Annotated in this window: 23 protein-coding genes; all 23 read right to left on the bottom strand. The window is 46.8% G+C overall.

Features of this window, described 5'->3' with window-relative positions; all coding sequences use genetic code 11:
• Positions 1-23 precede the first annotated feature (23 nt).
• The 23 genes from proS to flhA all read right to left on the bottom strand — a co-directional run bounded on the left by proS (position 24) and on the right by flhA (position 22,144).
• Positions 24-1,472 (bottom strand): proline--tRNA ligase, encoded by a 1,449-nt coding sequence (proS, locus tag ACN6MW_RS28500; protein ID WP_419873140.1) that lies wholly within the window; start codon positions 1,470-1,472, stop codon positions 24-26.
• Positions 1,473-1,482: 10 nt separating this feature from the next.
• The gene (gene rseP, locus ACN6MW_RS28495) at positions 1,483-2,757 is read right to left on the bottom strand and encodes an RIP metalloprotease RseP (RefSeq protein WP_419873139.1); all 1,275 of its coding nucleotides are present in this window, start codon (positions 2,755-2,757) and stop codon (positions 1,483-1,485) included.
• 88 nt (positions 2,758-2,845) lie between these two features.
• On the bottom strand, positions 2,846-3,985 hold the full coding sequence (locus tag ACN6MW_RS28490; protein WP_419873138.1) for a 1-deoxy-D-xylulose-5-phosphate reductoisomerase: 1,140 nt from the start codon (positions 3,983-3,985) through the stop codon (positions 2,846-2,848).
• A gap of 15 nt (positions 3,986-4,000) precedes the next feature.
• On the bottom strand, positions 4,001-4,795 hold the full coding sequence (locus ACN6MW_RS28485; RefSeq protein ID WP_419873137.1) for a phosphatidate cytidylyltransferase: 795 nt from the start codon (positions 4,793-4,795) through the stop codon (positions 4,001-4,003).
• 27 nt (positions 4,796-4,822) lie between these two features.
• A complete protein-coding gene (locus ACN6MW_RS28480) occupies positions 4,823-5,587 on the bottom strand; it encodes an isoprenyl transferase (protein WP_419873136.1) in 765 nt (254 codons plus the stop codon).
• Positions 5,588-5,648: 61 nt separating this feature from the next.
• Positions 5,649-6,203: a ribosome recycling factor gene (gene frr / locus ACN6MW_RS28475; protein WP_364140412.1), complete on the bottom strand. Its 555-nt coding sequence runs from the start codon at positions 6,201-6,203 to the stop codon at positions 5,649-5,651.
• Complete coding sequence (pyrH, locus tag ACN6MW_RS28470) at positions 6,203-6,931, bottom strand: UMP kinase (protein ID WP_364140415.1); 729 nt, start codon at positions 6,929-6,931, stop codon at positions 6,203-6,205. The genes frr and pyrH overlap by 1 nt, the downstream gene beginning before the upstream one ends.
• A 103-nt stretch (positions 6,932-7,034) precedes the next feature.
• Positions 7,035-7,685 carry a translation elongation factor Ts gene (gene tsf / locus ACN6MW_RS28465; protein ID WP_364140418.1) on the bottom strand — a complete coding sequence of 217 codons (651 nt, stop codon included), beginning with the start codon at positions 7,683-7,685 and terminating at the stop codon, positions 7,035-7,037.
• 194 nt (positions 7,686-7,879) lie between these two features.
• Positions 7,880-8,578 (bottom strand): 30S ribosomal protein S2, encoded by a 699-nt coding sequence (rpsB, locus tag ACN6MW_RS28460; RefSeq protein WP_419873135.1) that lies wholly within the window; start codon positions 8,576-8,578, stop codon positions 7,880-7,882.
• 189 nt (positions 8,579-8,767) lie between these two features.
• Positions 8,768-9,337, bottom strand: coding sequence for a hypothetical protein (locus ACN6MW_RS28455; RefSeq protein ID WP_419873134.1), 570 nt, complete (start codon positions 9,335-9,337; stop codon positions 8,768-8,770).
• Positions 9,330-9,896, bottom strand: coding sequence for a DUF6115 domain-containing protein (locus ACN6MW_RS28450; protein ID WP_419873133.1), 567 nt, complete (start codon positions 9,894-9,896; stop codon positions 9,330-9,332). Before ACN6MW_RS28450 ends, ACN6MW_RS28455 begins: the two co-directional genes overlap by 8 nt.
• A 34-nt stretch (positions 9,897-9,930) precedes the next feature.
• Complete coding sequence (locus ACN6MW_RS28445) at positions 9,931-10,257, bottom strand: hypothetical protein (RefSeq protein WP_419873132.1); 327 nt, start codon at positions 10,255-10,257, stop codon at positions 9,931-9,933.
• Between the two features lie 24 nt (positions 10,258-10,281).
• Positions 10,282-11,688, bottom strand: a complete 1,407-nt coding sequence (locus ACN6MW_RS28440) for a DUF342 domain-containing protein (RefSeq protein ID WP_419873131.1) — start codon at positions 11,686-11,688, stop codon at positions 10,282-10,284.
• 15 nt (positions 11,689-11,703) lie between these two features.
• On the bottom strand, positions 11,704-12,489 hold the full coding sequence (locus ACN6MW_RS28435; protein ID WP_419873130.1) for a FliA/WhiG family RNA polymerase sigma factor: 786 nt from the start codon (positions 12,487-12,489) through the stop codon (positions 11,704-11,706).
• 4 nt (positions 12,490-12,493) lie between these two features.
• Positions 12,494-12,931, bottom strand: coding sequence for a hypothetical protein (locus ACN6MW_RS28430; RefSeq protein ID WP_419873129.1), 438 nt, complete (start codon positions 12,929-12,931; stop codon positions 12,494-12,496).
• 1 nt (position 12,932) lies between these two features.
• Positions 12,933-13,427 carry a chemotaxis protein CheD gene (locus ACN6MW_RS28425; RefSeq protein ID WP_419873128.1) on the bottom strand — a complete coding sequence of 165 codons (495 nt, stop codon included), beginning with the start codon at positions 13,425-13,427 and terminating at the stop codon, positions 12,933-12,935.
• Positions 13,424-14,044, bottom strand: coding sequence for a chemotaxis protein CheC (locus ACN6MW_RS28420; protein ID WP_364140437.1), 621 nt, complete (start codon positions 14,042-14,044; stop codon positions 13,424-13,426). The genes ACN6MW_RS28425 and ACN6MW_RS28420 overlap by 4 nt, the downstream gene beginning before the upstream one ends.
• 3 nt (positions 14,045-14,047) lie before the next feature.
• Complete coding sequence (locus ACN6MW_RS28415; RefSeq protein WP_419873127.1) at positions 14,048-14,509, bottom strand: chemotaxis protein CheW; 462 nt, start codon at positions 14,507-14,509, stop codon at positions 14,048-14,050.
• A 13-nt stretch (positions 14,510-14,522) separates the two neighbouring features.
• Positions 14,523-16,613 carry a chemotaxis protein CheW gene (locus tag ACN6MW_RS28410; protein ID WP_419873126.1) on the bottom strand — a complete coding sequence of 697 codons (2,091 nt, stop codon included), beginning with the start codon at positions 16,611-16,613 and terminating at the stop codon, positions 14,523-14,525.
• A 44-nt stretch (positions 16,614-16,657) separates the two neighbouring features.
• Positions 16,658-18,019, bottom strand: a complete 1,362-nt coding sequence (locus ACN6MW_RS28405) for a protein-glutamate methylesterase/protein-glutamine glutaminase (protein ID WP_419873125.1) — start codon at positions 18,017-18,019, stop codon at positions 16,658-16,660.
• Positions 18,020-18,045: 26 nt separating this feature from the next.
• Positions 18,046-18,915, bottom strand: coding sequence for a MinD/ParA family protein (locus tag ACN6MW_RS28400; protein ID WP_419873124.1), 870 nt, complete (start codon positions 18,913-18,915; stop codon positions 18,046-18,048).
• On the bottom strand, positions 18,912-20,117 hold the full coding sequence (flhF, locus tag ACN6MW_RS28395; RefSeq protein ID WP_419873123.1) for a flagellar biosynthesis protein FlhF: 1,206 nt from the start codon (positions 20,115-20,117) through the stop codon (positions 18,912-18,914). The genes ACN6MW_RS28400 and flhF overlap by 4 nt, the downstream gene beginning before the upstream one ends.
• A complete protein-coding gene (gene flhA, locus ACN6MW_RS28390) occupies positions 20,114-22,144 on the bottom strand; it encodes a flagellar biosynthesis protein FlhA (protein WP_419873122.1) in 2,031 nt (676 codons plus the stop codon). Before flhA ends, flhF begins: the two co-directional genes overlap by 4 nt.
• Between the last annotated feature and the right edge of the window lie 21 nt (positions 22,145-22,165).

The raw sequence follows: 22,165 nt of genomic DNA, 5'->3' as shown, positions 1-22,165 counted from the left end.
CCGAACCGAACTAGCTTCAGTCCTTAATAAGCTCTTGCAAAAACAACGGTATGTTTAGCTGAATCTCCGCACACGAGACATGTTTCTTTTTGAACGGTCGGTTCAAACGGAATATTGCGGCTCGTTGCTCCCGTTTCTTCCTTGACCTGCTTCTCACAAGCGGCAGATCCGCACCAGCCGGCTTCTACGAAACCGCGCTGTTCTTCCAAGAAGCTCTTCATTTCATCAAGCGTATCTACCGTACGTGAGTTGTCGATGCGGAACTGCTTTGCCCGGTTAAACATTTCTTGATGCGTTTCTTCCAGCATCGCTTCTACCTCAGCGATCAGGTTGGTCTGCTGTACTACGCGTTTTTCACCTGTAATACGCGATACCAGCACGACTTGTCCATTTTCCATATCGCGCGGTCCTAGCTCTAAGCGAAGCGGTACGCCGCGCATTTCGTATTCATTGAATTTCCATCCAGGGCTAACATCGGCACGGTCGTCCACGCGAACGCGAACGCCGGCTTTTTTGAGCTCGGCATAAAGCTCGTCCACGCGTCCTACAACCTGCTCACGCATTTTCGCTGGACCAATCGGAATCATAATCACTTGAGTCGGCGCAACCTTCGGAGGCAGCGCAAGACCGCGATCATCGCCGTGAACCATGATCAGCGCACCGATCAATCTCGTACTTACGCCCCAGGAAGTCGTGTGCGCAAACTGCAATGTATTTTCGCGATCGAGATATTTAATGTCAAAAGCAACCGCGAATTTCGAACCGAGATAATGGGAGGTTCCAGCTTGTACAGCCTTTCCGTCCTTCATCATTGCTTCAATCGAATAAGTATCAACAGCGCCTGCGAACCGCTCGGACGGTGTTTTTTCGCCTTTGATTACAGGGATCGCTAGAAACTCCTCAACAAACTGAGTGTAAACATCCAGCATCTGCATCGTTTCTTGACGTGCTTCCTCTTCATTTTCATGCGCTGTATGGCCTTCCTGCCACAAAAACTCGCTTGTGCGCAGGAATGGCATCGTACGTTTTTCCCAGCGGACGACGTTAGCCCACTGGTTGATTAGCAGAGGAAGATCGCGATAGGATTGAATCCATTTCGAATACATATGGCCAAACATCGTTTCCGATGTCGGCCGTATCGCAAGACGTTCTTCAAGCTTCTCGCCGGCTGCTTCCGTTACCCATGGCAGCTCAGGATTGAAGCCTTCGACATGCTCTTTTTCCTTTTGAAAAAAGCTCTCTGGAATGAATAAAGGGAAATAAGCGTTGCGGTGACCCGTTTCTTTGAAGCGGCGGTCAAGATCCCGTTGAATATTTTCCCAAAGTTCATAGCCCTCGGGGCGGAAAATGATACAGCCTCTAACTGGTGAGTAATCCATTAGCTCGGCTTTTTTTATTACATCAAGATACCATCTGGAGAAATCCTCGCTTTGCGGCGTGATTTCCGTTACGAACTGTTTATCTTTAGACATGAGCGACCAATTACTCCCCTCTTACCAATCGTAAAATATCATTATAGGTTACTACAAGCATGAGCAGCATGAGCAGAGCGAACCCTACAAAATGCACCATGCTCTCGCGGTTTGGATCGATTGGACGGCGGCGGACCGCCTCGATACCAAGAAAAATCAATCGGCTTCCATCCAAAGCCGGTATAGGCAGCAGATTGAAGATTCCTAAATACAAGCTGAGCAGCGCCGTCCAGGACGTCAATTGAACGATCCCTTGTTGGGCAATTTGGCTGGTATATTCCATTGTGCGGACAGGTCCGCCAAGATCATCCAACTTGAACTCTCCGAAAATAATCTTTTTGAAGCCGTCAAAAATACTAATCGTCATATTTTTCATCAGCTTGCCCGCGCCGGAAAAGGTTTCCCCGAACGTTGCTGGGCGAGTAGGTATTGCCGCGCTGATGCCGACCTTGCCTACGCCCTCTTCATTCGGTACAGGCGTAATAACGACCTGTTGGGTTTTGCCCTCACGAATAATATCCATACGGATCGGAACATTCGGAGATTTTCCAATAATCGCAATCATTTTGTCAAAATCGGCGCCGATTTTTTCACCGTTAACGGCATCAATCACGTCGCCTTCTTTCAGGTCTACCTTAGCAGCAGGCATTCCCTCTGAAATCTGGCCTACGAGCAGCTTATCCGGTGATTCGACTGGAATACCGGCCATTTGGATATATGCAGCAAATAATACGAAAGCAAGCACGAAGTTCATCAGCGGCCCTGCAAAAATCGCAAGCGCGCGCTGCGAGACCGTTTTGCTCCCGAATTGTCTATCGATCGGAGCAATTTGCGTTTCTTTCCCTTTGGTTATCATTAAAGCGGCCGGGTGGACTGAGAACGTCTCATTCTCGCCTTCGACATCTAATGTTACTGAAAGTTTATGCTCCAAATCAATGGTAACTATTTCACCACGAATAACACCGCTCCGCTCATCAAGACGGTCCAAATAAAGCCGGGTTACCTTATCGTCTTTCAGACGGACCGCAATCGTTTGTCCTGGCTGGACATCTACAATTTCCGGGTCCTCTCCCGCCATGCGGACAAATCCGCCGGCAGGTATTAACCGCAGCGTATATCTCGTTTCGCCGCGTTTTACCGAGAATAGCTTCGGTCCGAAGCCGATTGCAAATTCGCGTACCAAAATGCCCGCTCGCTTTGCGAAATAGTAATGACCCCATTCATGAATCGTCACGATCACAAAAAAAACGAGTATCGTCAAAAAGACAACCTGAATCATATGCATTAAGCTAAAGCCCCCTGTTCGTTACGGCCTGTACATAGATTATCATTATTCTCCCGTCCGATACAAGAGAACCGGTTTTCAACCGATTTTATGCGGATTCAGCGACTCGGCGCGCCCAAGCATCCACTTCTGCGATCATCTGCAAATCATTGATATCAGAAGCGTCATGCTGACCGACTACCTTTTCTAATATCCGTTCAATGTCAAGAAACGAAATTTCGCCTTTTAGAAAACGAGCTACGGCAACCTCGTTGGCCGCGTTGAACACAGCCGGCGCAGATTGACCCAGTCTGCCGCATTCAAAAGCCAATCGCAGGCAAGGATATCTTTCGAAATCCATTTCACGAAAATGCAGTTTGCCGATTTGGGCAAGATTGAGCCTGTCCGTAGGCGTTGCATTACGGTACGGATAGGATAACGCATATTGAATCGGTACTCGCATATCAGGCATCCCAAGCTGTGCAATGACGCTGTTATCGGAAAACTCCACATAAGAATGAATGATGCTTTCCGGATGAATAATGACATCTATTTGATCGTATGTAACATCGAACAGCCATTTCGCTTCGATGACTTCAAGGCCTTTATTGACCATCGTCGCCGAATCAATCGTAATTTTCGCCCCCATTGACCAGTTGGGGTGATTAAGTGCTTCAGCAACCGTTACGCCTTCAAGCTGCGCTCTCGTCCGGTCCCGAAAGGATCCGCCGGAGGCCGTTAACGTAATTTGATTGATGGACCTGCGGTCTTCGCCATTCAAGCATTGGAAAATAGCCGAGTGCTCACTGTCTATCGGCAAAATCGATACGCCGCGCTCTTTCGCGCGTTCCATCACAATGTGGCCCGCAGTAACGAGCGTCTCTTTATTGGCAAGACCGATCGTTTTACCTGCATCAATCGCTGCAAGTGTTGCTGGCAGGCCTCTGCTGCCCATGATTGCCGTGACAGCGATATCAGCGTCCGTACCTGCTGCAACCTCTATGAGTCCCTCTTCGCCATAGACGATTCGCGTACCCGCAGGAATCTGCGAGCGCACGGATTCCGCATCTGCTTTGGAGGCCAAACTGACGATTGCAGGCTTAAATTGATTTGCTTGTTCAATCAATAAATCGACATTTGCACCTGCAGATAATCCAACAACTTTGTAGCGTTCTGGATCATGAGCAATGATATCCAACGTCTGTGTTCCGATCGAACCTGTCGAACCTAAAATGCTTATTTTCTTCATGCACATCCTCCTGACTTATACGGGCAGCAGCTCAGTAAGCACTAACAGCGGAAATACGATAAGCCAGCTGTCGCATCGGTCAAGCACACCGCCATGTCCCGGTAACAACGTCCCTGTATCCTTAATATCTCTGACCCGCTTATACGCGGATTGAATTAAATCACCAAATTGGCCAGCTACGGCTGCAATCAACCCGATAAGCAAGGCTTTTGGCAATGTAACAAAATCAGGCATAATGACTGCAAATGCAGCGGATACAATTAAGGAAAGCAATACGCCCCCCAAGGCACCTTCAATCGTTTTGTTAGGACTGATCGACGGCCAAAGCTTGGTTTTGCCGATGGCTCGTCCCGTAAAATAAGCACCGATATCCGATGCCCAGATACATCCAAAGGACAAAAAAGTCCATAACAAGCCGTACGGCTCAATTTGACGAACTTCGCCCATTGCCGCAAAGCCATAACCTACATATAAAGCGCCAAGCAACATAAGTGCGGCGCCATCGATTGTCGTTCTATTTTTAGTAATCACGGTGATTGCCAGCAATAAGAAGGCAAGTATCCACAGAATAGTCAATGCTGACGGAACGGAAATTCCCCAATCCGACCACGGAAGCACAAACAGTAGCACGCCCGCATATCCGAGCAATGAAGACGGATGCGACCATGCTACACCATTCATGCGCGCATATTCAGTAAAGCCGATAATTGCAAGTAATACAAGAAGACTGCTGTATAACCATCCGCCTACTACCGTTAAGCCAATGAAGCCTACTCCTGCCACTACACCCGTAATAATTCGTTGTCTCAATGAAAAGTCACACTCCGTTGCTTGAAGCTACAATCCACCGTATCGACGCGCACGGCGCTGATATTCCAAAATCGCTTCTTGAAAATGTGCTTCCGTAAACTCCGGCCAATACACATCCGTAAACCATAATTCACTGTACGCAAGCTGCCACATCATAAAATTACTTAACCGCAATTCCCCGCTTGTTCGAATAAGTAAATCCGGGTCCGGCAATCCGCTTGTAAGCAATCGGTCAGACATGACTTTATCGTCAATCTCATCGATTGATAATTGTCCTTGCTGCACCTCTGTTGCGATATTTTTCACAGCTTCAAGCATTTCCTTACGGCTTCCGTAATTTAATGCAAAATTGAGAACAAGACCGGTATTATTGGCAGTCTTAACAATAGCTTCCTCTACGGCGCTTATCGTAAATGACGGCAAATCCTCTTTGTGTCCCATCATTCGAACCTGCACGTTGTTTGCAATTAGATCTTCTAATTCAATCTCAAGAAATTGCTGAGGAAGTTTCATGAGAAAATCCACTTCAGCCTTAGGTCTCTTCCAGTTTTCCGTTGAAAATGCATATAACGTCAAATATTTGACGCCAAGCCGATCTGCTGCAATGGTTATGCGTTTGACCGCTTTCATCCCAGAATGATGACCTGCCATTCGTGGCAATCCACGATTTTTAGCCCAGCGACCGTTTCCATCCATAATAATCGCAACATGCTCAGGCACGTTTTCTGAGGCCACAGAATCAGTCGGCTGTAAGGACGATTTGCCTAATTTGGCCCAAAGTCGCTCGATCATCTTACTTCCTCCCAACTGAAATCAAAACCAAACCCCACCTATCGGAGGGGCCCAGAGATCATTATACTTCCATAATTTCCTTTTCTTTAGCAACAAGGACTTTATCTACTTCAGCAATGAATTTATCGGTAGCCTTTTGAATATCTTCTTGGTGACCGCGTGATTCATCTTCAGAAATGGTTGTTTTCTCAAGTTTTTTCACTCCGTCATTCGCGTCGCGGCGAATATTGCGGATAGCTACCTTCGCTTCTTCACCAAGCTTTTTCGATGTTTTTACAAGCTCAGCACGTCGCTCTTCTGTAAGCGGCGGGATAGAAAGACGAATCGAGGTGCCGTCATTCGAAGGCGTAAGGCCAAGATCCGATTTCATGATCGCTTTCTCGATCGCCGACATAGACGATTTGTCCCACGGTTGAATGAACAACGTACGGGAATCTGGCGTACTGATGTTAGCAAGTTGATTGACAGGCGTCATTGACCCGTAATATTCGACTTGAATGCGATCAAGCAAAGCAGCACTTGCTTTACCCGCGCGCAAAGAAGACAAATCACGTTTTAGTGCCGAAATCGCTTTATCCATACGTTCTTCCGCGTTTTTTTTCAGCTCTTGTGGCATTATTTCGCACTTCCTCTCACTATCGTTCCGATTTTCTCACCCAGCACGACGCGTTTAATATTCCCTTTCTCCGTAATTGCAAATACGATTAGAGGAATATTATTATCCATGCAAAGTGATGCAGCAGTTGAATCCATTACGCCTAAATTACGATTTAACATATCGAGGTATGTAAGCTCCTCAAACTTTTCAGCCGCGCTATCCTTAAACGGATCAGCAGAGTATACGCCGTCCACTTTATTTTTCGCCATCAAAATAACTTCTGCCTCGATTTCAGCTGCACGGAGTGCTGCTGTCGTATCCGTAGAGAAGAACGGATTACCGGTACCTGCTGCGAAAATAACTACACGGCCTTTCTCTAAGTGACGAATGGCACGACGTCTAATGTAAGGCTCAGCGATTTGTTGCATCGCGATTGATGTTTGTACGCGTGTCGGAACATCGATTTGTTCCAGTGCATCTTGAAGTGCGAGTGAATTCATAAGAGTAGCCAGCATACCCATATAATCAGCTGTTGCACGGTCGATTCCTTTTGCCGAACCGGCAATACCGCGCCATATGTTACCGCCGCCGACGACAATGGCCACTTCTATGCCTAGCGCTACGACTTCTTTCACCTGATCAGCAATCGATGAGATAACTGTTGCTTCTATACCATAGCCTTCTTGCCCTGACAATGATTCACCGCTGACTTTCAACACGATACGTTTATACACAGGCTGCTCCAACGTTAATACCTCCATCATGCACCTCATTAGATGAGGTCCTTCAAATATGTTCTATTCATACAAGCAGGCGGGGCGGACGCCCCGCCCCGCCTGTGCGTTCGGATTAATGTTTTACTTGAGCCATAACTTCTTCTACGAAGTTGTCTACTTTTTTCTCTAGGCCTTCACCAAGCTCATAACGAACGAAGCGACGGATGGAAATGTTCTCACCAATTTTGTTGATTTTTTCATTAAGCAAAGTTGCGATCGTTTTGTCTGGGTCTTTGATGAACGATTGTTCCATCAGACAGAACTCCTCGTAGTATTTCGAAATACGGCCTTCAACCATTTTTTCAACGATTTTTTCCGGTTTTCCTTCGTTAAGCGCTTGAGCTTTCAGAATCTCGCGCTCTTTTTCAAGCTCTTCCGATGAAACTTCTTCGCGACGAACAAATTTAGGGTTAGCTGCTGCAATTTGCATAGCTACGTCTCTTGCGAATTCACGGAATTGATCTGTTTTAGCAACAAAATCAGTTTCGCAGTTTACTTCAACGATAACGCCGATACGGCCGCCAGCGTGAATATACGATTCAACTACACCTTCAGTTGCGATACGGCCCGCTTTATTTGCTGCAGCTGCCAAACCTTTTTCACGTAGGAAAGCAATTGCTTTCTCGATATCGTTGTTTGTTTCGTCAAGAGCTTTCTTGCAATCAAGCATCCCTGCTCCAGTTCTTTCCCGTAGTTCTTTTACCGCGCTAGCACTAACTGCCATTGTAAGCCCTCCTATAAGTTTTACAAAGCCTTATCGGCTTAGTAATTGATTGATTGGTTTGTTGAATGAAATATAAACCCCTTACTCCTAAACTATACAAGCTGTTTATTTTTAGTGATTTACATTCAAAAAAAGGGCAGTGAGAGGTTTATCACCATCTGACCACCCTTTGTTGACTAACTAAAGTCTTTAAATTAAGCCGTTGTTTGCTCGCCTTGGTTAGCTTCAACGATTGCATCAGCCATTTTCGACGTCAACAACTTAACGGCACGGATTGCATCATCGTTACCTGGAATTACGTAGTCGATTTCGTCTGGATCACAGTTCGTATCAACGATACCAACGATAGGGATTCCAAGTTTGCGAGCTTCTGCAACAGCAATGCGCTCTTTGCGTGGGTCAATGATGAACAACGCGCTAGGCAAACGTTTCATTCCTTTGATACCGCCAAGGAATTTTTCCAAACGGTCTTTTTCTTTGCGAAGAATGATAACTTCTTTCTTCGGAAGAACTTCGAAAGTGCCGTCCTCTTCCCACTTCTCAAGTTGCTTCAAACGGTCGATACGTTTTTGAATCGTTTGGAAGTTAGTAAGAGTACCGCCGAGCCAACGTTGGTTGATGTAGAAGTTGCCGCAACGTTCTGCTTCTTCTTTCACGGAATCTTGAGCTTGTTTTTTTGTACCTACGAACAGCATTGTGCCGCCGTCTGCAGCAATCGATTTAACAAAGTTGTACGCTTCGTCAACTTTCTTAACCGTTTTTTGCAAATCGATAATGTAAATCCCGTTTCTTTCTGTGAAGATATAACGATCCATCTTCGGGTTCCAACGACGAGTCTGATGTCCGAAGTGTACCCCAGCTTCTAGTAGCTGTTTCATGGAAATAACCGCCATTTCTTCAACACCTCCTATAATGGTTTTTTTAGTGCTCCTCCGCTAGTCGCATCTTTCGTCAAAACTTCCGCCGGGCGGAAGCACCGTTTGACAAAATTGACCTGCGTGCGTTTTTAACACCGTGAATTAATATACCATAAATACCTATTGGGTGCAACATTCGTTTGAGAAAAAGAAAAGATAGGATAACTATTTTTTACTAGACGTTAATGCATCCGCTTGTTCTTTCGTAAGCGGCTCACCCGTAACAATAGCAATGGCAGCATCAACCGTTATACGTTCTTGAAACAAAAAATAACCGGCGCGAACCAGCTGCTTGGACTTCTTCATTTTTTGAACGAAAGCGGCTTGGTCATCGATAATTCCTTTGGATGCAAGCAGCTCTGCCGTTTTTGATAAACCTGTCCCTGCTTCGATTCTGATTACATGTTTGACTGCTGCTTTCTTATCAGGCGCGGCAATAGCTTTCGGCTCATTAGAAGTTGTATGGGTTGGCAGTTCCTTGACAGGTACGGGCGTCGCTGCCGTATTCGTTTCCTCCGGTCCCGCATTGATTTCCTGATCGAGCTGTATGGAATCCCGCTCAGCTTTCAATAACGCGTCAACTTCGACTTGCGTATAGGTTTTCTCCTCTGCGGAGCTGTCTCTTTCATTCAACTTTAGCCGGCTTTGCTCGCCTGATAACATAAGCTGAAACAATAAGGCCCCAATAATAATGCCAGTTCCTAAACCGATTAGGAAAGTGCGATTTTTAAGCATGGGCGGCCCCCTCTTGCTTGGCCAGCTGAATAATTAGCTGTACTTCGCCTTTATTCATGCCTAGCTTTTTGGAAATGGTTTCGATAGATTTCCCCTGCTCATATAACTCAAATAAATCCTTATATCTGGATTGGATCGTTTTTACTTCAGGCGCTGAAGCTTTCTCAGGCTCAGGCTGTACGATCTCAGGATGTTCATGAGTAATCCTATCATCGGATGGCGGATTGGCAGGTCTTTCCGCCTGTTGCCCTGCTGGAACGCGATTAGAGTGCATAATCTGAAGCTGATCGGTTAATTGTTCGCACTTTTGCTCCAGCTGGGCGATTCTTTGATCTTTGCGAGTCGCATCCGCCTTTGATTCGAGCTGCGCGTTTCTGACTAATTGGACAAGTTCTTCATTGTCCTTCTCCATATTTTCCATAAACTGTTCTAAAGCGTTTTCCATGTTTTGCATGCTTTGCGGCGGTAATGCAGAATCGTGCTTCTTGCGAGGCATTATAAAGGCACCAACAATAACAACCGCTCCGAGTAATACAATATATTGCAAGTATGGCTGCATCGTTCATAGCCTGCCTTTCTAAAAAAGCCTTGTTTTATAGCTTGATATCAAACCTATGTCCCTTAAATGGATGAGCAGCGGGTTGCTCTTCCTCATGATTTTCAATTGCTGATTCTGGACGTTTTCGTTTAGCCTTTTGGTGTGCATCCCCCTGTTGGCCTTCTTGGTCATTACGGATATGCGCTCCGTTTGATTGTTCGACAGCCGAATTTTTCCCGCGTAAAATTTCGGTTTGTTTCGTCGTTTGAGCAGCCAGCATATTTTGATCCGCAACAGGCTTATGAATAGCTTGGCCGTGCTTACCGCTAAACTCTTGTGTCCGTGGAACTGACATTTGCAAATCGATGGATTTAAATGTCATACTGGTTTCCCCCTTTGGACGACATTATGTGGTATAAGGAACCAGAACGATGTCGCCTTCGGAATACCGAAAGGATACTCGTTGCGACGAATCCTTTACGAATTTCGTATATCTGCCAATGACAATCTTCGTTCCGCCGTAAACAATGTTGCTAACATCGATTTTTGAGCGATCCGTATTCTCAAGCGTTCTTTCGATCTCCAGAATTCGAGTTTTGGTTTGGTCATTTTCAAGCAGCATTTGCCTTTTGGATGTCGTTAGCTTGATTCTCAAAGCGAGCTTATCCGGCGTAAGTTGGCCTGCCGCAGCCAATTGGTCGAGAATAGTCAGCGCTTTATCCGTTTTGTCCAAATTATCCATATACAGCTTCATCTTCGTTCGAAGTTCGAGCAGCTCCGCCCGGTACTCCGGATTAACGCCGACCTCAATCGTCGTAGCTGTCGACATGGTGTTTCCTATTGTCCGCGCGATGACCAAATCGCCTGCCTGAACAAGCCCGCCTACGATTAATCCCTTTGCGCCAGAGCATATAACATTTTTGCCCGCTCTTACATGGGAATGCATAATACTTTGGGAAACTAGCACTTCTTCGCCTGCAATGACATTGCCTTCTTGGATGAAGCTGCTTCGAACGTTGCGTCCTGCCTTTACAAAGCCCTTATTGCCTCCCAGGATGCCGCCCGTTATTTCTACCGAACCTTCTGATTCTATTTCTGCTCCTTCAACTCCGCCAATCACCCGGATATCTCCGGATGCCTTGACTCGGAATCCGCTAAGAACATTTCCGCGGATAACTACCGTACCGACAAAATCTATATTTCCCACGCTGTAATCGACATCGCCATTCACTTCATAGACGGGAAATACGTTGATTTTCTCTTTATCCGTCAAGGCAATAAGACCGTCTATGGCAGAATACATAGCGGTCTGATCATCATTCAAAACAACGTTCTTGCCTACTTTAAAGCGTACCTGTTTGCCTAGCTTTGGAGGAATATCTTCGCCTGTCACGGTTTTGCCGAAAGGTCCCGGAGCAGGGTCATAGCGTTCCGCAATCAATTGTCCCCGTTTTACGTTTTTCAGTTGTACAACTTCTTTGAAATCCACCTTGCCATCTTCAAGCTCGGCTGGAACCTGGTTGTTTTTATTCATATCGTACGCCAGCTTAACAAACCCATCCTTACCAGGTACGGGAGCCTCCCCTTGCGCGACAAGCGTCTGTTCTTTGCAGAACGCGAGAGGATTAGTGCCAATCTGATTCAGAACCTCTTTTCGAAGACCGTAAACAATTCCTTTGCTGCGTAAGAAACGCTCCAGCTCATCGCCGTCACATTCGAATTCATCCGTAATCCTGCTAAATGATATGAAGGCAGACAGCTTATCGGCTGATGTCTGGATGCGTAGGTATGATTCTAACTGTAGATTATCCACCTGACTCCTCCTCTCTTAATGCTGCATGAGTTGATCTTTATGCTTAGCCAAAGCTCCCCGAAGCCGTAAAATGGCTTTCGAATGGAGCTGGGAAATTCGCGATGGTGATAGTGACATTACTTCCGCAATTTCACTCAATGATAATTCTTCATAGTAGAACAGAGATACGACGGTGCGTTCCTTCTCCGTAAGCCGATCAATGCCTTTAACTAGGGATTCCTTTATAAAAAATTCATGTACCTTATGATCCGGATTTTTTGCTTTGTCATCTACGAGCAGAGACATTCTTGTCTCTGATTCTTCTTCTCGAATCGGGTCTTCCAGAGAGCAAACAGTCGTAACGGCTATATCTTGGAGCATGTTCGTAAATTCTTTCTCCGACAATTCGAGATAACGACTGATCTCGGCATCCGTCACGGAGCGCAAATATTGCTGCTCTAAATGCTGATATGCCTCCTCGACTCTTTTCGCTTTCTCACGCACGGAGCGCGGGACCCAATCTCCTTGCCGCAAGCCGTCGATGATCGAGCCGCGGATGCGCCAAGAAGCATAGGTCTCGAATTGCAATCCGCGGCCGTAATCGAATTTCTCGATCGCATCGATTAACCCCATGACGCCGTTGCTCGCAAGATCGTCCTTGATAACATTTTTGGGAAGTCCGATAGCCATTCGATTCGTTACATAATCAACAAGCGGCAAATACTGTTCGATAAGACTTTTCTTTGCTTCCAAATCGCCCTGTTCTCTCCAGGCTTGCCACATCTGCAAGTTTGTCAAATGAGGGGGTTTCTGCTCAGTCATCGACTCACTCTCCTGTCAGGTGACGAATGGCTTTAACCAATTCTTCAGGCTGTGTATTTTTTGTAGATAACAATTGTGGCGGACTCAGCGGTTTAAAGCCGGCAGCATCTTTATTTTGAGCATCGGCATTCGGGACAGCTCCCCCAGCCTGCAGCTGCGACTTTAACATTTCATTAAGATCCGCTGACTCGTCTGGCGTTTGCAAATCAAGCTGCCCGCCTTTGCCCTCTTCCTCTTCCGTTAATTCGCCTACGATGGCAGGAGGTTGAAGGATGTATGCCAATATTGCCCGTACTCCATACGCAAGAACAAAAAAAGCGATGAAAGCATACATACTTCTAAGCAGCATTACCGTAATCGGATTGTTTCCGATGGAAAAAGCTACCGTCAGCACTGTACCGAAAATTCCAAATACGACATTCCATCGCCATGTTCCCAGCATATCAAATCTCCTTTGTTCCAAACTGCACACTTCTTATCGATAGCATTCCGCTTACGCTGTTAAATTCAATCGTACGCCCAAAACTCCCGCCCGTATCTTGAGAAATAATGGGAATCTTGAATCTGCGCAGCATTTCCGTACAGGATTCTACATTGCGGGGACCAATCCTAAGAGAATCCGTTTGCCCGGACATGGCGAACATTTGAGCGCCGCCGGCCATTTTTGCTTTCATGCTCACAACATGCGCACCGGCTGCCAACATTCGGTCAAGCAGCTCAGGGATGGCAGTATCTGCGTACTTGGCCAAATTCATTTTGGTCTCGCGGGCAATTTCTGAAGACGGAAGCATGACATGAGCCATTCCGGCTACCTTCCTTATCGGATCAAACAAGGTCAGCCCGACGCAAGATCCTAAACCGGTCGTTTTGAGTATCGCTCCATCTGTTGCAATATTTAAATCTGCCATGCCGACTTTGACCAAATTTTGTTGTATCATTCGCTAACGACTCCCAAAGCCCTAAATATTTTCTCAAACGACTCCGGGTCTGGAATGAGGAAAAAATGTCCCTCAAGCGACTGACGATCCTCCAAAAACGTCGTTTCGATCAATAGGGCCGAGTCACCCATTTCACCGTACTGCATTAATCCGTAGCTCAGTACGGCTCCTGCCATATCAACCGCAATAGCAGGAACGGATGGTGCCATCGTTAATTGCGTGAAGTCAGCCAAGGAGGAAAGGTAGGAGCCTGCCAAAATATTGCCGATTTCGCAAAGCGCAGACAGCTCCATTTCCGAATATCCCTCTTGCTCTTCGATATTCATCGAAAGCAGCTGACGTAAAATGCGTCTCGCGGATTCTTCCTCTATGATGAAGAACATATTACCGGGTGCTTCCCCTTCCACTCGGAGAAAAACAGCGATGACGATTTGTTCAGAGCCGCCGACACGCTCAGCGACTTCTTCGAATGGTAGCAAGCTTACCTTCGGAACGGCCATATCCACGGGTTTGTCCAATAAACGTGATAAAGCGGTAGCAGCGTTACCTGCCCCAATATTGCCGACTTCTTTCAATACATCAAGCTCGAATGCTTCAAACCGGCTAAATAGGCTCACTTGCTAGACCTCAAGCTGTTCGATCTGAATGATTTCGCTCTTGTTCAATACCTCGGACAGGTTCAGCATGATGAGAAGTCGACCTTCACCAAGCTTGGCAATGCCCCTTAAGTATTTAGCTTTAATGCCTCCGACAATCTCCGGCGGCATGTCGATTGAATCCGTATCGATGTCGATAACATCATTTGCTGAGTCAACAATGAAACCTACCTCAATGTCTGCAACGGCAACAACGATGATTCTTGAATTTTCGGTCGGCGTCGTTTCCGAAAGGTTGAACCGGCCGCGAAGATCAATGACAGGAACGACCACGCCGCGGAGGTTAATGACCCCTTTAATAAATGAAGCCGTTTTCGGAACGCGTGTAATTGGAGATAATCTTTCAATCGTGCGGACCTTATCTACTTCAATTCCATACTCTTCGCTGCCAAGTGCAAACACGATAACCTTTAATTCTTCTCCCATCGTAAAAACCTCCTTATTTGATAAGCGCGTTCGGATCAATTATTAGTGCGACATAACCATCGCCAAGAATGGTCGCGCCGGAAATCGCTTCGATGTTTGTTAAATATTTACCCAATGTTTTAAGAACGATCTCACTTTGACCTATAAATTCATCAACCATCACCGCAGCCCATTTCTCGCCTTTTCGAACCACGACAATTTCAGTCTCCGCTTCATCGTTTTCATTGAAATCAGGAGAATCAAGTACTTTACTCAAAGATACTAAAGGAATGATTGCATTTCTAAATTCAATCATCTTATTCCCGTGCACATTTAAGATTTGTTCCCTGCGGATAATGCCGGTTTCCACGATTGAAGATAAAGGAATCGCGTATTTCTCAGAGCCTAGTTTGATCAGCATCGCCGAAATGATCGATAGCGTAAGCGGCAGCTGAACGGAAAACTTAGTGCCTCTGCCAAATGCGGAATCTATCGTTACGTTACCGCCTAACGAGGTGATTTTGGAACGAACGACGTCAAGTCCTACGCCGCGGCCGGAAATATCCGAAATCTTGTCCGCCGTGCTAAACCCTGCTGCAAAAATCAGCATATTAATTTCATCCGGCGTCAATAGCTTCGCTTGCTCTTCGGTGACAACACCATTTTTAATCGCGGTTTTAAGCACGCGTTCGTGATGAATGCCGCGTCCATCCTCTTCTACTTCAATGAAGACATGGTTGCCGCTGTGATAAGCCCGCAAGTTGATGGTACCTGTCTCCGGCTTTCCTGCTGCAATGCGCTCTTCTACGTTTTCGATGCCATGGTCGACCGAATTTCTCAACAAATGGACGAGCGGGTCGCCGATTTCATCGATGACGGTACGATCCAGCTCCGTATCCGCTCCGGTAATAACAAGATCGATTTTCTTATCCAGCGATTTCGCCAAATCTCTAATCATGCGCGGGAAACGGTTGAATACGGAATCAACGGGAACCATGCGCAGCTTGAGCACGATGCTTTGCAAATCCGAGCTGACACGCGTCATATGCTCTACCGTTTCCGTTAGATCATTACGCTTGATTTCACTCGAAAGCTGCTCGAGCCTAACCCGGTCGATTAGCAGTTCGCTAAACAAGTTCATAAGCGTATCGAGTCTCTCGATATCAACGCGTATCGTTCTTGAAACGTTGGCAGGAGCTCCTTGTGCTGCCGGCGCTTGTCCTTTGCCGGCGGCTTCGCGAGGCGCCTCAGCTTTAACGGATGCCGATACGGCTGGCGTAATGTCTTTAACTTCATCGACAACCTCAACTGCCGCTGCGGCATTGGATTGGCTGAGTACGGCCAATGACTCAGCGTCAAGCAGCGTGACGACAGCGGATTCGATTTCCGAGATATTAAGCAGCTGTGCTTGAAGATCTTCTTGGGTCAAACGCGAAATCGTGAATACAGCGAAGGTAAAATCAAACTTTTCCTGTTCGATATCTTGTACCGACGGATCAGATTTGATAACCTCGCCATTACGTTCGAGTAGATCAAACACCATGTAAGCACGTACTGCTTTCAGCATGCAATTATCGCGAATCGCTATCTGAATGTGAAAAACATGATGGCCTGATTCTATCGATTGCAGCAAAATAGAAGATTGGAATTCATCCAGCAGCATCGCCCCTGATGCACTTGATGTTGCAGCATTTCCTGCATTTGCGGCTACAGTTGGCGCTGTAATCGTTTGGTTAGCGCTATAGTCGCTTTTTAAAATAATTTGCAGTGATGCCACAATTGCCGTGACGTCAGCTTTGCCAGTCCCGCCGCCTACGATATCCTGAACCATCGCCTCAAGAGCATCAAGCCCTTTAAACAACGTGTCAAAAATAAAGCTGTCCATTTTGAGCTTGCTATTGCGAATGAGATCCAGCACGTTTTCCATTTCATGCGTCAGCGCGGCCAAATCTTCAAATCCCATAGTAGCTGACATCCCTTTCAGCGTATGCGCTGACCGGAAGATGTTTTGAACGATACTAAGCTCCTCAGGCTCGCTTTCCAGCCGAAGCAAATTTTCGTTCAAGGATTGCAGGTGATCATTAGATTCATCGATAAACATCGATAAATAGGCATTCATATCCATTTCCTAGCACCTCCTGTTGGTATGTTTAAGCGATTGGAGCCTATTTATTTCAGCATTGCCTGCACGAGTTGTGAAGCAATGTATTGAAGCGGTAATATTTTGTTGACACATCCTGCCTCAACGGCCGATCTTGGCATACCGTAAACGACACAGGTTTCTTCGGCTTCTGCAATGGTGGTTTCTATGCCGCATTCAGCCAGAAGCTTCATCCCTTTAGCCCCATCGCTGCCCATACCCGTCATGATGACCGCATGGCGTTTGAGTTCGTGATATGGCGTAAGCGACTCAAACAATACATCGACTGAAGGCCGATGACCGTTACGGAGAGGCTGCTCCGTAAGTAAGATCGTATAACCGCCTGTTTCTTTACAAAGCTCCATATGGTATCCCCCTGGCGCAATATAAACCACTCCGGCTCTTACTCTTTCGCCTTGTTCTGCCTCGACGACTTGAAGTTCGCTAAAACTATCAAGACGTTGAGCCAGCGATTTCGTAAATCTTGGAGGCATATGCTGCACGATTAGAACAGGAGCAGGAAAGTCAGCAGGCAGCGAAGTAATGACCTCATGCAGCGCCCTTGGACCTCCTGTAGATGTGCCAATGGCTACGATATGTTTGAACGATGTCACCGAACCGCTAGCCGTTCCTTTTCTAACGATTGGCGGCTCCGCAGACTGAAGCTTAAGTTCAGGCTGCACGGTTTTGCCGACTAATTTGGAAGATGACGCCGCCTGCTTTGCTTTATCAGGTGCAGCGTCCCCAGGATTAGCGCCACTTTGTTTTGTATGTAAAGGGGGTGCCGATCGCTGCAGCCCCAGCTTGCCATCCTCTTTCGGAAACAACGTTTTGTCCCGTTCTTTAATAGGGGTAGGCAGCGGTGCGGGCGTTGGCTCCACATATTGTTTAGGCTTTTCTGAGGCAGCAGCGTTTTGCTGCTTCGCTTGATTTATTTCATCGATTACCGTCGCTTGCTTCTCATTGATTGTTATAGCAGGCTGATGCCGCTTCGTTAACACGGCAGTTCGCAATTTTTCAAGTAAAAAATCGCCAACCTGGTGAATATCGTTCGAAATAGCGTTGGAGGGTTTTCGAATAAAATCAAATGCCCCGAATTGCAATGCTTTTATCGTTTCTCTCGTATTGTCTTCGCTGATCCCCGAAAGCATAATAACAGGGGTCGGATTTTCCTTCATAATGGCTTGCAGTGCTTCTATCCCGTTCATTAGGGGCATTTCCAAATCCAAGGTAACGGCATCCGGCTTCCATTCGCGGACAGCTTCTATCGCCTCTTGGCCGTTGGCAGCAGTCGCAACAATCGTAAACTGAGGATCCTGAATAATTAGATCGCTAATAATCTTCCGCATAAATCCGGAATCATCAACTACAAGCACGCGATAAGGAACCATTTCATTTCCTCCTCACTTTCAAAGGATTATCTTGAGAGTCTGAACATTTTATGCAAAAATCCTTTGACTCCGCCGCTAGGCGCCGAGTTCTGTGGTATTTCCAGAAATTGTTTCGCGATCCGTTCAATAGCAATGGAAGCTTCGCTCCCCGGATATGCCACCGTAAAAGGAATCTGTCGCTTTACGGCTTTTGAAACGTTCGGATCATCCGGCAAAATACCTAAATGTGGCAATTCCGATTGCAAAAATCGCTGGGAAACCATACTGATTTTGTCCGCGGTTTGTTTCCCCTCCCGCGCATCGGACGCACGGTTGACGATTAATTTGAATTGAACGTCCACTTCCATGGTTTTGACCATCTTAATTAAGGCATAAGCATCCGTTATTGACGTTGGTTCGGGCGTTGTTACCACAATCGTTTCCTGTGCGGCGGTAATGAACTTAACAGTCTCCTTCGAGAGGCCGGCCCCGGTGTCAAACAAGATTAGATCATATTTGCCATGCAGCTTGCTAATTTCATCCGCGAACCGGTCGAGCTGTTCCGCTGACAAATCCATGAGATCCCGAAAACCGGAGCCTCCGGCGATAAAATGGAGGCCCTCCGGGCCTTCCTGCACGATTTCCCATATCGTTTTTTCTTGCTTAAGCAAGTGGTACAAATTATAAGTGGACGAAACTCCCATAAGCACGTCAATATTTGCCATGCCGATGTCAGCATCAAAAACAAGCACTTTTTTCCCTAAACGTTGAAGCGACAAGGCAAAATTCAAACTGAAATTTGATTTTCCTACTCCGCCTTTCCCGCTAGTGACCGTTACGACCCGAGTCGTTCGTCCATCTTCTTGAAGCTCTTGCTGTTTGACTAAGTTGCGTAACGCTTCAGCTTGATCCATCATGGGGCATTACTCCTCAGAAGCTGGCGGATGTACGAATCGACCTGGAACTTCTCAATATCATCCGGAACGGTTTGACCGCTTGCCATATAAGTAGGAAGCAATTCAAAATTCATAATCAGATTGAAAATGGCGCCATAAACCGATGTTTCATCCAGCTTGGTGAACAGCACTTTTTGAACGCCGTATTTGCAAAAATGATCCGCGACCGCGGCCATGTCCCGTGTTTTCCCAGTCATGCTCAGCACCAAAACGGTTTCACTTGGCTCGGTGGTTTGAAGCAAGCTGTTCACTTCGGATACATGCAGCTCGCTGCGGAAATTCCGTCCTGCCGTATCCATGTAAATCAGCTCACGCTCTTCGAGCTGTTTGAAGGCGCGAGGCAAATCCATTTGGGAAAATACGACCTCAAGCGGGACGTTCAAAATGTTCGCATAGGTTCTGAGCTGGTCCACGGCCGCAATCCGGTATGTATCGGAAGTAATAAAACCGACCTTTTTCCCGTGCTTGATGGTTTGCTCTGCCGCCAGCTTAGCGATCGTTGTAGTCTTGCCGACGCCGGTTGGACCGACGAAATGTACGACTCTGGCCTGAGTGCTAATCCCGCTGCCGCTGTAAGGCTGCAGCCATTCTTCTAGCTGCTTTGCGGCATGCTCCCATACCTGCTCCCTGCCGAATTCGCTGCCTTCCTCTGTTTGCTTGTCCATGATGGCTTGAAGCAATCGTTCAATCCACTGCGTTTCCATTTCTTGTTCAATCAAATGCTCATTAAGCTTTATCAAATGCTCGGACATTGCTGCCGTTTGCGTATTCTGCTTTGAGAGCTTAACCATATACTCTCTTAGATCCCTGATCTCATCAATGATATGTTGTTCCCGCTCGCTGCTATGGTTCTGCTTTTCGACAGGAGGGGTTGTCGGCGGTTCCATAACGGCTGTTGGTGCCGAGCGCTGCGCCGTTTGCAAAATTTGTTCAACCGCTGCCTCTACTTGAGGATTCGACAAGCGCTGAGGCGACGCCGGTGGGTTCGCTTGATTCGATTCGACAGCGGCGATAACTTCCATCTTTTTCTTGCGAAACATCCCCATAAAACCGCCAACCTTAATTTCTTTCGTATTTAAAATCACCGCGTCTTTTCCAAGCTCGCTTCTAATCATAGTCACAGCCTCTGGCAGTGCGTTTACAACATAACGTTTTACTCTCATAAATTCACCACCCCGACGCTTTGGACTTCGATGTTGGGTTCAAGCTCACTGTAAGATAGCACAGGCACATCTTGCATCGTTCTCTCTACGATTTGTCTCAAATACATACGGATAGTAGGTGATGCGAGAACGACAGGCTGTTGACCAGATTGTATTTGACGATTTACATGCTCGGTCAGCTTCTGGTAGATCTGCTGGGTAGAAACAGGGTCAAGGGCGATATAGCTGCCTTGATCAGACTGCTGTACCGATTCCGCGATTTTTTTCTCAAGCTGCGGTCCAACCGTGATTACGCGCAGCGTATCGCTGCCAGATGAAAACTGCTGCGTTATTTGTCTGGATAACGATTGCCTCACATACTCGGTTAAAATATCCGGATCCTTCGTGTAATTCCCATGGTCTGCCAAAGCTTCGAATATCGTGACCAAATCCCTGATGGATACCTTCTCACGAAGCAGCTTAGCCAATACCTTCTGCACGTCGCCGACGGCAAGAATCGATGGAATGAGCTCTTCGATAAGCGCTGGATACGATTCTTTGACATTTTCGACAAGCTGCTTCGTTTCTTGGCGTCCAATTAATTCATGTGCATGACGTTTAATGATTTCCGTTAAATGCGTTGCCACAACGGATGGAGGATCAACGACGGTATAACCCGAGAGCTCCGCCCTCTCCTTCATTTGTTCATCTATCCAAATGGCTGGCAATCCGAAGGCAGGCTCCGTTGTTTCAATGCCTACAACCGAATCGTCCTCGAAGCCCGGGCTCATGGCCAAATAATGATTGAGCAGCAGGTCGCCGCGCGCAACGGTGTTTCCTTTGATCTTGATGACATATTCATTTGGTTTCAACTGAATGTTATCGCGAATTCGTATCACTGGAACGATAAGTCCCAGCTCGAGCGCACATTGCCTGCGAATCATGATGATCCGATCGAGCAGGTCGCCTCCCTGCTGCGTATCAGCAAGCGGGATCAGCCCATAACCAAACTCGAATTCGATGGGATCGACTTGCAAGAGACTTATGACGCTCTCGGGACTTCTAACTTCTTCAATTTGCTGTTCTTCGACCAGCATATCCTCTTGCTCCTGCTGCTTGTGGATAGCCTTCTGCATATACCAGCCGCCAAAAGCAAGCATAGCCGCAAACGGCCAAGTTCTAATCGGACCAATCGGTGTAAGACCCAATAAAGCGATGGTCCCTGCAGCAATAAACAACAGCTTTGGATATTTGAACAGCTGCGCGGTGACATCCTCTGCCAGATTGCCTTCGGAAGCAGCTCGCGTTACGATAAGACCGGCTGCCGTCGAGATGAGCAAAGCAGGGATCTGACTGACGAGACCGTCACCAATAGTCAAAATCGAGAAGGTGGAAAGCGACTCGCCAAAGCTTAATCCGTGTATCGCCATACCAATGATAAATCCGCCGACTAAGTTAATGATTAGAATGATGATGGAGGCAATCGCATCGCCTTTTACGAATTTGCTGGCACCGTCCATGGCACCGTAAAAATCAGCTTCACGTTCAATTTTGGAGCGCCTGGCTTTTGCTTGATGTTCGTTTATCAGGCCTGCGTTCAAATCAGCATCGATACTCATTTGCTTACCCGGCATCGCGTCCAAAGTAAACCTTGCTGCGACCTCGGCCACACGTTCAGAGCCTTTGGTAATTACGATAAACTGAACGACCACGAGAATGAGGAACACAATGAAGCCGATTGCAATTTCTCCCCCGCCAACCCAGCTGCCAAAGGTAGCAACAACTTCTCCGGCTTCTGCATGCGACAAAATGTTTCTAGTTGTTGATACGTTTAGCGCTAGTCGGAACAGGGTGGTAATTAATAAAATTGCCGGAAATATGGAGAAATCGAGCGCTTCTTTTGTATTCATGGCGATAAGCAAGATCATCAATGCTATTGAAATGTTTAAAATAATTAAAATATCTAGTAGTAGGACTGGGATCGGGATTATCATCATGAGCACAATACCAATTACGCCAAATAGTACTACAAAGTCCTTTGCTTTCATGACGCCGTCTCCTCCCGTGGT

The sequence above is a fragment of the Pristimantibacillus sp. PTI5 genome, assembly GCF_048572955.1.
Lineage (GTDB): Bacteria > Bacillota > Bacilli > Paenibacillales > Paenibacillaceae > Pristimantibacillus.
Note: the sequence above shows the minus strand (reverse complement) of the source record. Positions and strands in the feature narration are given on the sequence as shown.